The organism is Sinorhizobium americanum (assembly GCF_001651855.1).
GTDB lineage: Bacteria > Pseudomonadota > Alphaproteobacteria > Rhizobiales > Rhizobiaceae > Sinorhizobium > Sinorhizobium americanum.
Genome location: NZ_LNQC01000048.1, coordinates 23,687 through 36,134, shown reverse-complemented (window position 1 = coordinate 36,134; position 12,448 = coordinate 23,687). Strand labels below are relative to the sequence as shown.

The following is a 12,448-nucleotide window of genomic DNA, read 5'->3' as shown; positions in this document are numbered from 1 at the left end:
GCCCTCAATGAAACGCTTCATCCCGACCCCCGCTCAACGGGAATCACTCTATCATATCAACACGTTTCCACACAGGCTCGGACAATAGCTCGCGTCCGGCCGGTGGCGAGATCGCGGCAGCAGCAGAGACGAGTGGAACCGCAGGGCCGGATAGAGGGATGCCCGCAGGATTCCGCGGTGGCGCAGGCTGTCGGCAAAGCGTGCCCGCCAGCGGCTGCGCCAGCGCGGAACAGCGGCCCTGCCAGCTTGGCGGCAGGTCTGTTGACCGGCGGATGGTCCGGGCCGTCAGTGGTGCTCGAAAAGATTGAATACGGCCGATTAAACTGCTTTATTTAGAACAGTATTCGGCGGGCTCTTCCCAACCAATGGGGAAGACGCTTCGGGAGGTAAAGGAGGATCAGGGTGCGGCGCTATCTGATCGGCGGCAGGACATTCGAAGAGGATTCGATGGAATTCCAGGCGCTCCTGCCCGGCGCCTATGAGCAGAAGCTCCGGCCGCATTGCCGGTGCAAGGAACCGCCGCTTCCTATGTATATCGCACGTTTGGATGGACAGTATCTCGTCAAGCGCATGCCGCTTTCCGGGCGCGGTCACGACCCGGCTTGCGCATCCTATGAACCGCCTTACGAGTTGTCCGGTCTCGGGCCTTTGATTGGCAACGCAATTCAGATCGATGCCAATGGCCGAACGGCCTTGAAGCTGGATTTCGCGATGACGAAGAAAGGGCCGCGTGTGGCGGCTTCTCAACCGACTGAGGCTGTAGTGCCGGCCATTCGCAACGAAACGAAAAAGCTCTCTTTGCGCGCCATGCTCCACTATCTTTGGGAAATCGGGGAATTGACGGAATGGTGCTCCTCCTGGGCCGGCAAGCGTGGCTGGGGTCGGGTACGCTCAAGCCTTTTGAGTGCCGCTTCGCAAATGACGGTACGTGGTGAGCCGCTCAGCGACATGCTGTTCGTGCCGGAAGTCTTCCACCAGGAGGACAAGGAAGGGATCGTGGCACGCCGGACTGCAGCTCTCGCTGGGGCGCGAAGTTCCGGGACGGGACCGCGCAAACTGATGATCACCGTTGCGGAAGTGAAGGAGTTCACAGCCGCGCGCGAAGGCCAGAGGATCCTGCTCCGGCATCTTCCGTTTCCCTTAATGATCGGAGATGGGGCGTTGAAGCGGCTCAGTGCCCGGTACGAGACGGAACTTGAGCTGTGGCGCTCGAGCGAAGAATTCCATCTCATCTTGATAGCCACATTCGGGATTTCGCAGGGCGGGGTCGCCTCGGTCGACGAGCTTGCACTCATGGTCGTCAACGAACACTGGCTTCCATTCGAGAGCATCGACGAACTGCGGCTTTTGGAGAAGCTGAGTGTTTTGAAGCGGAAAAGCGTCAAGGGACTACGTTTCAATCTCGCGCGCGAGCAACCGATCGTGGCGGTAACCTTGCCGGAGCAGCGGCCCGCCCCAATCGCGATGTTCGTAGTTCCGGCTGGTGCGCGTGAGGATTACGAGCGTGCCTTAGCGGAAATGATCGAGGCAAGGCCCGAGATGACGCCATGGGTCTGGCGCGTGGCGGAGGGCGAAATGCCGAGACTGCCGTAATCATGGGTGCGATCGGCAGAAGAGGAACGTTATCTCCGGCCGGGCCACACTCGGCCCGGCCCTTTTCCAACTCACGCGCCCCTTGTCATCGCACCGGATATTCGGACTGTGAAAGCCCTGCTCGACGCCGGCAATGCGCGTGGCTTGCGTCTTGGAATAGCCGTCAGGAAGTTTGTTCTAGAAGCTTCTTCGCCTTGCCTTCCAGTTCGAGGCGGGTGTCCTGGTGGGACTTCGTTCGGGCGAGTGCCGTCATCCCCTGTACGAAATCGAAGATCGATTCCGGCGGCCGACCCTCTTCCTGCAAGACGGTGTCGATGATCCTGGCGGTTTCGCCCCTCGAGAAGCCGCGCTTGCGCAAAAAGCCATGGCGATCCTCGTCAGTGCGCACGACGATGCGTTCGCGCGCCGCCTTGATTCCCGCAACAAAGGGCACCGGGGATGAGTTGGCAAAGTTGGTCAGCGCCGGTGCCGCCTCATGCGCGAACCGATGGCCGGCGAACTTCGAATGACGAATGACGATCTCCTCGAAATTTTCCGTACCCCAGAGGTTTCGATTGCAGCACACCGCGCGCAGATAGAAGGAGGCGATCCCGAGCGACTTCGAACCCACTTCGCTGTTCCAGCAATAGAAACCGCGGAAATAGAGATCGGGTTCGCCGTTAGCCAGGCGGCCGGCTTCGATCGGGTGCGTGTCGTCGACAAGGAACAGAAAAACGTCGCGATCGCTGGCATAGAGGGTGGTGGTCTCCTTGCTGATGTCCACGAAGGGATTGTGGGTCATCGTCGACCAGTCGAGAACGCCCGGCACCTTCCACATTGTGTCGCCGGTACCGTTGCCGGCGATATCCATAACGGCGCTGACAAGCTCGTGGTCCCAGACCCTGCCGTACTCAGGCCCGGTAATCGCGCGAAGCTCGACGCGCTCCCCGTCGGCCTCAAGCGTCTTGACCAGCTCGGACCTATGCGAGAGCAAGCCGTGCTGAAGGTTGATGCCGGCGAGCGGAGCAGGAAGCTGGCGCATATAGGTTGCCGGCGCTCCGACCAGGCTACAAAGCTGGCCGTAGCTCCAGTGCGTAGGCGCGATCGGCTGCCTCTGGCCGGGAACGATCAGTTCGAGCCGCTCGGAATTGTCGCGACTCGCCTCCACACGGATGGCGGCGCTTTCAACCGTACGGGCGTGGGCGCAATCGGCCCGCGATTTGACCGCGTTGTAGAGCTCGCCGAGAGAGAGGTAGCGTTGGTCGTCCGGACGTGAGAACCATTCAGACGACACGCGACCGATGCGCTCGCCGCGCGAGATATCGACCTTGAAGCCGGACGAGGCCGATTGAGCGTTGGGAAGCATGCTGTTCATGTGCAAGTCTCCTGAAACAAAAGCGCCCGGCGCAATGGCCGGGCTGATGAGGATTACTGCCGCCGCCGAATAGTGACCGGCGACGTTGGGTCAGGTGGGCAGAGGCCGCGGGAGAAAATCGATGGTCGCGTCATTCGTCGGCGCAAACTGCCCCACTCTCCGACCCCTCTGTCCACGCCCTGCCTGGCAGGCCCTCTCACTCTGCAGCCTTGCCACCAGCAGCACAGCGCTTCGATTACGATCTCCTCGCCCGGTACTGCCGGCGCCCCCCCCGAGAACGTTTCGGCCGTTTAGATCGACCGTTCACGCCTTCATGCCAGTGTCGTCGCTGTTTCACCGTGACAGGAATAGGGCGGCCGCCTGAGGGCAGGTCCCGCAGACCATGGCGCGTCGAGCGACCACTGTCGCAGATCCGCAAGCATCGTCTGATAGCTCAGATGACCGTATTTGTCGGTATAGCTCATTTGTGGGAAGGCATAACGAGGCCGTGCACAGGACAAGCGAGGATGCTTGGGCTGGACCAGGCAATCTCGAAAATCCGAGGGCCGGTAATCAGCGAGCCGCCTTTGACCGGCTCAGGATTCTCAATCTGCCTTCTCAGCGGGCGCTGTTATTCGAGAGGATCAATGCAGATCTCGGTAACGTGGAAACGGCCGTTGATCCGCTTGCATTGAATGACAATATCAACTGCGACTCTAAGGAGATCACGGATATCAGACCTTTCAAGATCCTTGCCGCTTTCGGACTCTTTGACAAGCAGTGTCAGCTGTTCGACCGCTAGCCGTGCCGAGTCTGCATGCACCGTCGTGATGGAGCCTGGATGCCCGGAATTGATATTCCGAATGTAGTAGAACGCCGTGCCATCACGCAGTTCCTGCAGAAGAATTCGATCAGGCCGCATTCGCATACATGATTCCAGCAGATCCTTTGGACCGATTTTGGCAGTGCCCTGGCCGCCCTTGGAATAGAACAGCCGGACATGGTTCGGCTGCGCGATGACAAGTTCCGGCGTGTCCTCGATCGAGATGATCCGCTCCCTGTCGGGGATGTGCCGGATCAGCGCCTTCGACAAGGTGGTCTTGCCTGACCCGGTTGCCCCCGAAATGATAATGTTCTTGCGCGCCAGCACCGCCCCGCGCAGGAACTCCGCATAGGCGCCCTTTCGGTGCAGTTCGATAAGATTACGGTTTGCTGTCACGGGGCCCTCGGGAGAGGCCACGTCGAACAGCCCGCCCTTCTCCAGCTCATCGAGACTGAACGTCACTGACGACGGTTTCCGAATGGTGATGCTGACTGTTTCCTTGAGGGCTGCCGGCGGGATGACAATCTGGATACGCTCCTCCCCCGGCAGGGTCGCGGAGAGGATTGGGCGTTGCTCGTCGATAGCCTGGTTCGAATAGGTTGCGATGGCGCGAGCAAGCCGCATCAGCTTCGCGAAGGTCAGTTCGGGCGCGTGATGGCTCGCCCATCCGCCCGCCCCTTCGGTCAATACCTCGCAAGGCCGGTTCACGACGATCTCATAGAGCGCCTTGTTCTCCAGAAACCGCGAGAGCGGCGCGAGCAGTTCGCGCACGACACCTGCATCTGCTGCTTCCGCCATCGGATCTTCTGCCTATTTCGTTACCGGGTTCGACCGCGAGCCGAACTCCCCCAGGCTTGCGGGGTTGAAGATTCGGGAGCGCGGCTCGATCACACGCAGACTGTAGACGCCGGAGAAATCGAGGTCGCGGGCGACGAAGATCGACACGAGCTCGCCCTGATGCTTTTTCAGCGTCGGTGGAATGTTGATCGACTGCTCGACGGCGACGGTCGCCGCCTGCTGGCCGGCGGTGGTGGTTCTTTGGGCTTCTACGTCGCCGTCCTGCAGACGGCTGCCAAGATAACTGGAAGCATCGCCGACGATCGACAGCAGCAGGGCGCTGCCGAAACGCTCCCACCAATGGCTGTCGACATAACCATCCATCCCCGCCCGGCCGAGCGCATCCGTTGTTGGCGAGGCGAGCGTGATGATCACGCCCTTGGGGGTCTTGGCACGGTTCCAGAGGACGAACAGGCGGTTTTGGCCGCGTGTAAGGCCGCCGCGATACTCGCCGACCACCTGGGTGCCCTTTTCCATCAGTACGACCCGGCCATTATCGGACAGCACATCGCGGCTGATGATGCAGCTCGCAAAGCCCGGCTGGTCGGAGGCGAGTGCGGTTTCGAGCACGCATGGGATCGAGGCTCCTATCGCCACGATGAAGTTCCGGTTGCCGAGCCTTCCAGCGCGCGATCCCTCGAGTTGCGTCGGCGTCATCAGCTGATCGAAACGTCGAGCCTGATCCTCACGCTGCGTGTTGAAGGTGGCGAAGGTTGAATCGAGGGGCAGATAGTTGGCGTCGGGATCGGTGCTGGTTGCAGTATTTTCTCGCCGCTGCGGCAGGGCACGCTGTCCGTCATAGGCCATGACTGGTGCGCGGCGCGCCGAGTCGAGTAGCGGATCATCGGCCGGCGCTGCTTTTCTCGACACGACCGGCGTGGGCAGCTCGACCTCCGACACGGCGGCCTCGATCTTTGGTTCCTCCTTCACCGGCTCGAAACTGGTCGTCTGACGGATGACCACGCGTTTCGGATCAGCCGCATCCGCTTTGACCTCCGGATCGCGCATCGACCAGAGGGCAAGTCCAATGAACGCAATCATCGCTGCCGCCACGGCGCCGCGCCTTACCAATGGGTGTCCGTCGAACCGACGACCGCTAGCCGTTTCGGCGCGCTCTCCGGGGATTCGGTCCAGCAAATGTTCTGTCATTGCCGCCCCTATCGCCCAGCGCCTGCCAGCGGCTGCCTTGCGACACGCTCGACGGAGGGAGAGGTCGTATTGGTATCCGGATTGACGCCGAGCGGATCATAAGCCTCGTTGAACACGCAGAGCACGTCCCCTCCCCTTCGCAGGATGAACTTGCGGCTGATCGCATGGACGCGGACCAGGTCGTCATTGATAGATTTCGGCACAAGGCTCTCCGTTCCGTCCGCGTTCTCGACGTAGATTGCAGGCATTTCCTGATTGCCGGAGAAGACAAAGGTCGTGATCTTGCCATTGTCGTAGACGGCAGTTGGCTCGAGTGCAGCCGAACCCTGCGCCGAATAACGCCAATTGCGCCGACCGAAGGCTTCATGCAGCGAAAATACCTGATCAGCCTCGCGCGCTTGGGCCGCTTGTGCCCGTGAGGTGGCTTCAAGGCGGCGGCGCTCCGCCTCGTCGGCCGGATAGCGATACTTTACGTAGAAAAATGTGTTCTGACCCGCTGCCACCGAACCGTCGCGCACCGTGAGCTCCATCTGGTAACTGCGGGTCGAGCCATCCCGGCGAGCAGTCACCACCGAGATGTTCGTCACCGGCTGGCTCTCGCGGGGCTTCAAGAAAAGGATGTTTCCGGCCGGCGCCACTTCCCAGGCAACGCTGTTGCCAAGCGCCACATGCGCGACCTCTTCGTCCGCGGCGAACTCGACCTGCACGGAGGAGCGCAGCGATCCGACGATCTTCGTGATGTCATAGGGCTGATAGTCGATGAAGCGAACGCGATTGTCGTGGGGTGCGGCGCGCGGCGTCTCCAGTGCAGATGCGCTGGTCGAGAGGACGGCGCTCGCGAGAACTGCGGTGAACAGGCGGCGGTATTTCACTTGATGGCCTCCGGGTCGGCCCTGTATTCGCTGACGACAAAGCCGAGCGGGTTCACAAGCCGGTCGGTCGCGGACATGGGGGCGTTGACGTAGTCGAAGGTGAGCGTCGCCACCCAATGGGTGGTCCGGACCTCCTCGCCGCGCACGACAGTTTTGGTGTAGCGGACCGAGGCGACCTGCGCGTTGATCAGTGCAATCGAAACGATATTGACCTTCGAGGTCGCAATGCGGCCGTAAGTATTCTGCGGCGACTGAGGATTGCTGCCACGATAGAGGGCGGCAAAGCGCGACTGCTCCGCCTCGGCCGACAGCAGTGAGACGGTACGGAAGTTTTCCTCCGCCTCGCTCCAGACATAGCCCTCGCGTCCCCGCACATATCTGGCGGCGAAATATTTGGTCACCGCTTCGTCATAGGTGCCGGGCGCCGAGCCCAAGGCCGACACCACGTCGACGATGCCTGTAGAGTTGTCGACCCTGACGACGAAGGGCTCGACCGTCTTCAAGGGCGTCAGGGCCAGGACGGCGACCGCCAGGAAGACGGCCAGGAGGCCAGCTATGATGGCGACGGACCAGGCAATCCGGACCGAGCGTTCGGCCATGATCATGCGGTCCTGATCGAAGCGCCTCGCCTTGTCGAAGTAGCTCTTGAGGCTTTCTGCGATAACCATGGCTCTACCCCGCACACGAGCCGGCGAGGCGGAAGGCCCCAAAGGCTGGAGGCCGATCCGTTGCCGGTCCTTCGGTAAAGGCTAATGCGATGGTCGCTGGCCCAGTTCGCGTCAGATCCGAAAGGCTCTGCTTTAGCGCGCCCTTCTCCTGCCACTGCCACATCGACCGATTGAGCGGCCGGCGGGAATAGCCATCGCATTTGGGCGGAGAGTGGGAATGCGACGCACAGGCGCTTACGGCAGATGCCACACAGACAAACAGCGCTATTCGTATCATGCGGAATTGCCTTTTGATTGTTTTTTCAAGCCGTTGATCAGGTCTTCCCGGAAGTGAGGGTACCTCCGACCGCACGAAGGCTGCGACCGGCAACGCGCGTGGCGTACAAGGTACCCCATGCAAGCGTGCTCTCATGGGCCCGACGCGCCGTGCCATAGCCGTAGGTTAGCGATGCGCCGCCGGAGGCGAGTGCCGACGCGATGCCCGGAAGCTGGTAGAAAACGTAGAAAGCGGCGAGGCAGATGGCGCAAAGAGCGATCGGCCGCATCAGCACGTCGCTATAGCCTTCGACCTCGGCGAAGGTTGAGTCGATGCAGGTGATCAGCAGCGAACCGATCGCGACCACCAAGACCTGCAGGATGACGAAGTTGACGAGTTGACCGATCCAGGCCTCGGTGAACCGGCGCGTGGACTGGAACATAGCTAGTGCAACGAATATCGGCCCGATCGCGAGCACGATGGCGAGCGCCAGCCTGGCATAAAGGGACACGACATAGCCAACCGCAGCAACGACGAAGCTCGCGCCGATGACGAGCGTGCCGCTGATGCTGGTGGCCATATCAACCGGCCAGTTGGCTTGGTTCCATATCTCACTTGCAGTCTTCTGCCCCTTGTCGAGCAGGCTGTCGAAGGCCGAAGCGCTCGGTGTCCTGCCGGAGTTCAATGCCTGAGAAATTTCCTTCGGAAGCGCCTCGAAGAAGACATCGCTGACATAGGTCTGATAGTTGCCGGCATTCTTGACCAGCATCAGAATGATCGCCAGCTTCATCGCGCGAAACGCGAAGTCCATGACCGGTTCCTGGACCGATCCGCGGATGACCAGGAAACCATAAAGGACGACATGTAAGGTCAGTGCCGCAGTCAAAGGGCCGGTGGCCCAATTGGCGATGTTGGAGGTGCCCGAGGAAATGAAGTTCTCCAGGGGCGCCTTGAACTGCCCGTCGACGAAGGCAAAGACCTGATACATATGCGTCACCCTCCGAGCGCCTGACCCATACGCTGAAGGCGAGCCTTGAAGGCTGCGGCTGCGGCGTTTTGGCAGTTCGGAGTGTTGCCGAGCTCGCCCGGATTGTTGCGGCACTTGCCGATTACCTCGGCAAGGAGGGATTTGTTCGCCAGGAATTCATCGACGGTATAGGCTCGCTCGGGCTCGTTGGAGCAGGCGGCGAGTGCGATTATGAGCATGCAGAGCGTGAGAACCTTCATTGCAATGCCGCTCCCATCGCGTCCATGCGCTTGCGCCAGTCCTCGGCCCTGCGCTGCTCGTCGACCTGGACTTGAGCCTGCTGGATCATGCGTAGCGCCTGCATGCGAAGCACATCGTTTTGGAGGAATGCCGTTTCGGCCTGCAACCGCGCCTGCAGGTCGGCAATGTCCTTGGCGTCGTTTGCCGCGGAGATCTGCTGACGCAACTGGTCAATGCCGTCGATCCGTTTGGTTGCCGCGTCATAAACTTGCTGGCCGAGGCTCATCTGGCCGGCGTTGCGCTTCTGGAGACGGGAAAGCTCCTCGGCATAGAAATCGTTGGCGCTCGTCCTGTAGATTGAATTGTCATTCAGGAACTGCGACGAAGAAGCGCCGAAGACCCCTCCTCCGGCTCCGTTGAGGACACTGGCGACGGCTTGGAAGTCGTGCGGTAGGGCCTGGCGGACCGATGAGTCGTTCAGCACGCTCGCGATGTCCGCCATGTTGGTGAGCTTGTTGAGCGAGCCGAAGAGCTTTTCAGCCTGCTGAAGCTGCTGGTTCAAGGTGTCGAGCTGAGATTTGAGCTGGGAGATGCTCTCGATGTGCTTGGCGATCGCCGTCTGGTCGATCACCGGAATCCCCTGCGCTGTTGCCAGACGGGATGATACGAGAAGAGCGGCGATTGCCGCATGGAGCGTGGTACGTTTAGCCATCAGCTTGCACTCCTTCTTTGCTGAAAGATCGGTAGCCAGACTTCAGGTCGGTCGCCGGCCTCGTGGCGGATTGCGTCGGCGAGTTCGACATTTGCCGTTCGACCGGACAGGATTGCCAGTTCGTCGTCGAAACCGGCGAGATCGAGTTCGGCGACGACGCTGTTGTGGCCCTGCTTGAGGATGAAGCGGCGGCTCTCGTTGGAAAGCTCGCGAGCGAGAAGCGTGAATTCCCGCTCGGTGAGCTTGAACCCGTCGACATAGTCGCTTCGGTTGCCACGCGGATTCGGTAAAAATACCTGGGTCGGGCACTGCTCGATAATCGTATGGGCAATGGGCGAGGTGATCGCGTCACGCGGGCTTTGCGTGGCGAACAGCATCAGTCCGTTCTGTTTGCGGATCGTCTTCAGCTTGTTCTGGGCCAGTTCGCGGAAGCCCTCATCGGCCAGGGCCTTCCAGAATTCGTCGATGACGATGATGATGCGGCGCCCGTCGATCAACTGCTCGACGCGATAGAAGAGATAGGCCATCAGGGGTGTGCGGATTTCCTCGTTGTCGAGAAAATCGGTCATGTCGTAGCCGAGGAACTTGGCCCCGATGCCGATGTCGTCGAAGGGATTGTCGAAGACCCAACCGAGCTCCCCTCCCCTTTCCCATCGGCGCAGCCTGGCGGCGATCCCTTCCGGATCGGTGTTGTTGAGGAAGGTCCGAAGCGCCCCGATTGTACGGTGCTCGACCGGCAGGTCGGCTAATCCGTCGATCGCAGCCGCAATGTCGCGCAATTCGCCGACGGAGAAATCACCTGTTGCGGGGCCGGCCAGCTTGCCGACCCAATGCGCCAGGAACACCTTGTTCTGTGGTGTCAGCTCGAGCGCCTTCAACGGCGCGCATCGGGTTGGCGTGCCGTTCCTCAGCGGCAGATAGGTGCCGCCGGCAGCCCGTACGAAAAGATCGGCGCCTCGATCCTTGTCGAAGAGCACCACATGCGGATCGTGCTTTTCGAGCTGCGAGAGCATGAAATTCAAAAGCACGGTTTTGCCGGCGCCGGAGGGGCCGCAGACGAACGTGTTGCCGACATCGCCGTGATGGAAGTTGAAATAATAGGGCGAACCGGACACGGTTTTCAGCATGGCAACTGCCGGTCCCCATTCGTTGCCGTCCTTCTGGCCGATCGGGTAGGAATGGAAGGGCGAAAGTGCCGCGAAATTCCGTGAGGTGATCGCCCCGGACCGGGCGCGGTAACGGAAATTGCCCGGCAGTTGCGCCCACCAGGCCGCCTCAAGGCCCAAATCCTCGCGGGCCACCACGGCCCCGCCATTGGTCAGATGCGATCGGGCCTTGGCCAGATTGCCGGTAAGCTCCTTGACGCTTGGGGCGAAGACCGAGAGTGTCAGATGATGCTCGCCGAGCACGAACCGATTGGATTCGAGATCGTCCATGGCTGCTTCGAGCTCCTCGACTTGCGAGGCCGCCTTGTCGCCGGCGCTGACCATCTGGTTCTGCTTGCGCCCCAGGATGGTACGGGCATCAGCCTTCGCGGTGAAGGCAAAGGATTGCGTCAGGACGAGCTCGAAGGGAGCGGTGAGCACGCCGTCAAGCATGCCGGTCCGGGTCTTTGCCGGATATTCCTTGAAGCCGAACATGCCGGCATAGCGGCTTTTGGCCTCATGGCGAATCTCCACGGTCTCGCGTCCGAAGATCAAGCGATCCGAGTATATTGCGGAGGATATGCGCCCTTGTGTCAGTGGAACCGGCTCACGCCGGCCACCGACGATCTGATGCAGAACCTCGCTTGGCTCGGAAAACAAAAGACCGTCGCGCTCATAGAGCGACAGCACGCGTGGCCGAAAGCGCTGGAGGCCAACCGTCACGTCGACGAGCTTGTCGCCGAGCAGTTTCAGCGCCTCCCCGTCCAGTTCGATGTCGGCGTGGCGCGCTCTGCGCAGCCGAGAAACGAGGCTGGTGATCTTTTCCGCGGGGTCTCGGCTCGGGCTCCACAGAAGCGTCAGATAAAGATCGTTGCGAAACAGATCTTCGCGCATCATGCAGTCACGATATTTGCCATTTAGCGCGTCCGAAAAGGCGCTGACGAACGTGCCCTCGGGATATTCGTTGTCGCGGCGACGAACGATGTGGGTCCAGATCGCCAGACGCTCGTCGGCAACGTTGCGGTAGAGCGTGTTGAGATCGCGATGCAAGCCGTTGAGGTCCAGAACGTCAGCCGTCTCGAACGACACGCCATCGAGTACCACCATGACCATCAGGCTCCGCGAGTCGAGCGCTATCGTCGTCTCATCGACATGGCGGACGTAGGGGATGAAAGTTTCCGGCTCCAGCTCACGGGCCCTGATGGCGGCAAGGTTAGGCAAGGCCGATATCCCTTTCGTCGTAACGCCGGCCGAGCTTCAAAGGCGTCAGCGACGTACCGCCCCAGTGGGCGTCGTTACGGGAGCGGCCGCGCGTCTCGATCGAGCCGATCAGAAGGCGGAACATATTGTGGTCCTGCTTGACCAGCGTTCGGAAGAAAAGGTGAAGGACAACGCCAAAAAGTGCGTAACCGACCGAACCGGCGAGGACATAGAGGATCGTCGTCAGCATGAGGTTGACGCCCATCGCCTCCATAGTGACGCCGGCAACCATCGCGGGACGGGTGCAAGCGAGGAACAGCGTGTCCTCCTCAAGAGCGATTTCTGCAGGCATGATCTCAGGCCCCCGAAATCGTGCTGACAATCTCGGAGGCACCAAAGATGATGCCGATGCCGAGGACGACGTAAGCCGCCTTGCGCAAATCGAGATATCCGAACATCCAGGCGATGCCGACTATTATGACGGCAATGGTCGCGAGCAGTTTCGCGACATTGCCGGTCAGCATATCGACGATGTTTTGAAGCACGCTTTCAATGCCGCCCGTTGCCTGGGCGAAAGCTGGTTCGACCATGACGATCGAAACGATAACCGCTGTCGAAGCGACGGTGAGAACAGTACGGGCGGTGGCCATGAA

Annotated in this window: 12 protein-coding genes; 1 reads left to right on the top strand and 11 read right to left on the bottom strand. The window is 60.7% G+C overall.

Annotated features, from left to right (window positions below; translation table 11 throughout):
- Nucleotides 1-402: 402 nt before the first annotated feature.
- Nucleotides 403-1,593, top strand: a complete 1,191-nt coding sequence (locus tag ATC00_RS10890; protein ID WP_064252749.1) for a DUF1173 domain-containing protein — start codon at nt 403-405, stop codon at nt 1,591-1,593.
- A gap of 163 nt (nt 1,594-1,756) precedes the next feature.
- On the opposite strand, the gene ATC00_RS10885 is transcribed toward ATC00_RS10890, so the two are convergent.
- From ATC00_RS10885 to ATC00_RS10835, 11 genes are all read right to left on the bottom strand, one after another.
- Nucleotides 1,757-2,947 (bottom strand): hypothetical protein, encoded by a 1,191-nt coding sequence (locus ATC00_RS10885; protein WP_037382849.1) that lies wholly within the window; start codon nt 2,945-2,947, stop codon nt 1,757-1,759.
- A 610-nt stretch (nt 2,948-3,557) separates the two neighbouring features.
- Complete coding sequence (gene virB11, locus ATC00_RS10880; protein ID WP_064252748.1) at nt 3,558-4,547, bottom strand: P-type DNA transfer ATPase VirB11; 990 nt, start codon at nt 4,545-4,547, stop codon at nt 3,558-3,560.
- A 12-nt stretch (nt 4,548-4,559) separates the two neighbouring features.
- Nucleotides 4,560-5,735 carry a type IV secretion system protein VirB10 gene (gene virB10, locus ATC00_RS10875; RefSeq protein ID WP_064252747.1) on the bottom strand — a complete coding sequence of 392 codons (1,176 nt, stop codon included), beginning with the start codon at nt 5,733-5,735 and terminating at the stop codon, nt 4,560-4,562.
- Between the two features lie 8 nt (nt 5,736-5,743).
- Nucleotides 5,744-6,607, bottom strand: a complete 864-nt coding sequence (virB9, locus tag ATC00_RS10870; protein WP_064252746.1) for a P-type conjugative transfer protein VirB9 — start codon at nt 6,605-6,607, stop codon at nt 5,744-5,746.
- On the bottom strand, nt 6,604-7,275 hold the full coding sequence (locus tag ATC00_RS10865) for a VirB8 family type IV secretion system protein (protein ID WP_064252745.1): 672 nt from the start codon (nt 7,273-7,275) through the stop codon (nt 6,604-6,606). The genes virB9 and ATC00_RS10865 overlap by 4 nt, the downstream gene beginning before the upstream one ends.
- 314 nt (nt 7,276-7,589) lie before the next feature.
- Nucleotides 7,590-8,519 carry a TrbL/VirB6 family protein gene (locus tag ATC00_RS10860; protein WP_064252744.1) on the bottom strand — a complete coding sequence of 310 codons (930 nt, stop codon included), beginning with the start codon at nt 8,517-8,519 and terminating at the stop codon, nt 7,590-7,592.
- 5 nt (nt 8,520-8,524) lie between these two features.
- Entirely contained in the window at nt 8,525-8,758 is a 234-nt protein-coding gene (locus ATC00_RS10855) for an EexN family lipoprotein (protein ID WP_037382810.1), read from the bottom strand.
- Entirely contained in the window at nt 8,755-9,450 is a 696-nt protein-coding gene (gene virB5 / locus ATC00_RS10850; protein ID WP_064252743.1) for a P-type DNA transfer protein VirB5, read from the bottom strand. Before virB5 ends, ATC00_RS10855 begins: the two co-directional genes overlap by 4 nt.
- Entirely contained in the window at nt 9,450-11,816 is a 2,367-nt protein-coding gene (locus tag ATC00_RS10845) for a VirB4 family type IV secretion/conjugal transfer ATPase (protein ID WP_064252742.1), read from the bottom strand. Before ATC00_RS10845 ends, virB5 begins: the two co-directional genes overlap by 1 nt.
- A complete protein-coding gene (locus tag ATC00_RS10840) occupies nt 11,809-12,147 on the bottom strand; it encodes a VirB3 family type IV secretion system protein (RefSeq protein WP_064252741.1) in 339 nt (112 codons plus the stop codon). The genes ATC00_RS10845 and ATC00_RS10840 overlap by 8 nt, the downstream gene beginning before the upstream one ends.
- Nucleotides 12,148-12,151: 4 nt before the next feature.
- A complete protein-coding gene (locus ATC00_RS10835) occupies nt 12,152-12,445 on the bottom strand; it encodes a TrbC/VirB2 family protein (protein WP_412458384.1) in 294 nt (97 codons plus the stop codon).
- Between the last annotated feature and the right edge of the window lie 3 nt (nt 12,446-12,448).

Excerpts from the sequence above, each read along its gene's own strand:
- virB5 (WP_064252743.1), bottom strand. The coding sequence starts at position 9,450 with ATGGCTAAACGTACCACGCTCCATGCGGCAATCGCCGCTCTTCTCGTA.
- ATC00_RS10860 (WP_064252744.1), bottom strand. The coding sequence starts at position 8,519 with ATGTATCAGGTCTTTGCCTTCGTCGACGGGCAGTTCAAGGCGCCCCTG.
- ATC00_RS10855 (WP_037382810.1), bottom strand. The coding sequence starts at position 8,758 with ATGAAGGTTCTCACGCTCTGCATGCTCATAATCGCACTCGCCGCCTGC.
- ATC00_RS10885 (WP_037382849.1), bottom strand. The coding sequence starts at position 2,947 with ATGAACAGCATGCTTCCCAACGCTCAATCGGCCTCGTCCGGCTTCAAG.
- ATC00_RS10865 (WP_064252745.1), bottom strand. The coding sequence starts at position 7,275 with ATGGTTATCGCAGAAAGCCTCAAGAGCTACTTCGACAAGGCGAGGCGC.
- ATC00_RS10840 (WP_064252741.1), bottom strand. The coding sequence starts at position 12,147 with ATGCCTGCAGAAATCGCTCTTGAGGAGGACACGCTGTTCCTCGCTTGC.
- ATC00_RS10835 (WP_412458384.1), bottom strand. The coding sequence starts at position 12,445 with ATGGCCACCGCCCGTACTGTTCTCACCGTCGCTTCGACAGCGGTTATC.
- virB11 (WP_064252748.1), bottom strand. The coding sequence starts at position 4,547 with ATGGCGGAAGCAGCAGATGCAGGTGTCGTGCGCGAACTGCTCGCGCCG.
- virB10 (WP_064252747.1), bottom strand. The coding sequence starts at position 5,735 with ATGACAGAACATTTGCTGGACCGAATCCCCGGAGAGCGCGCCGAAACG.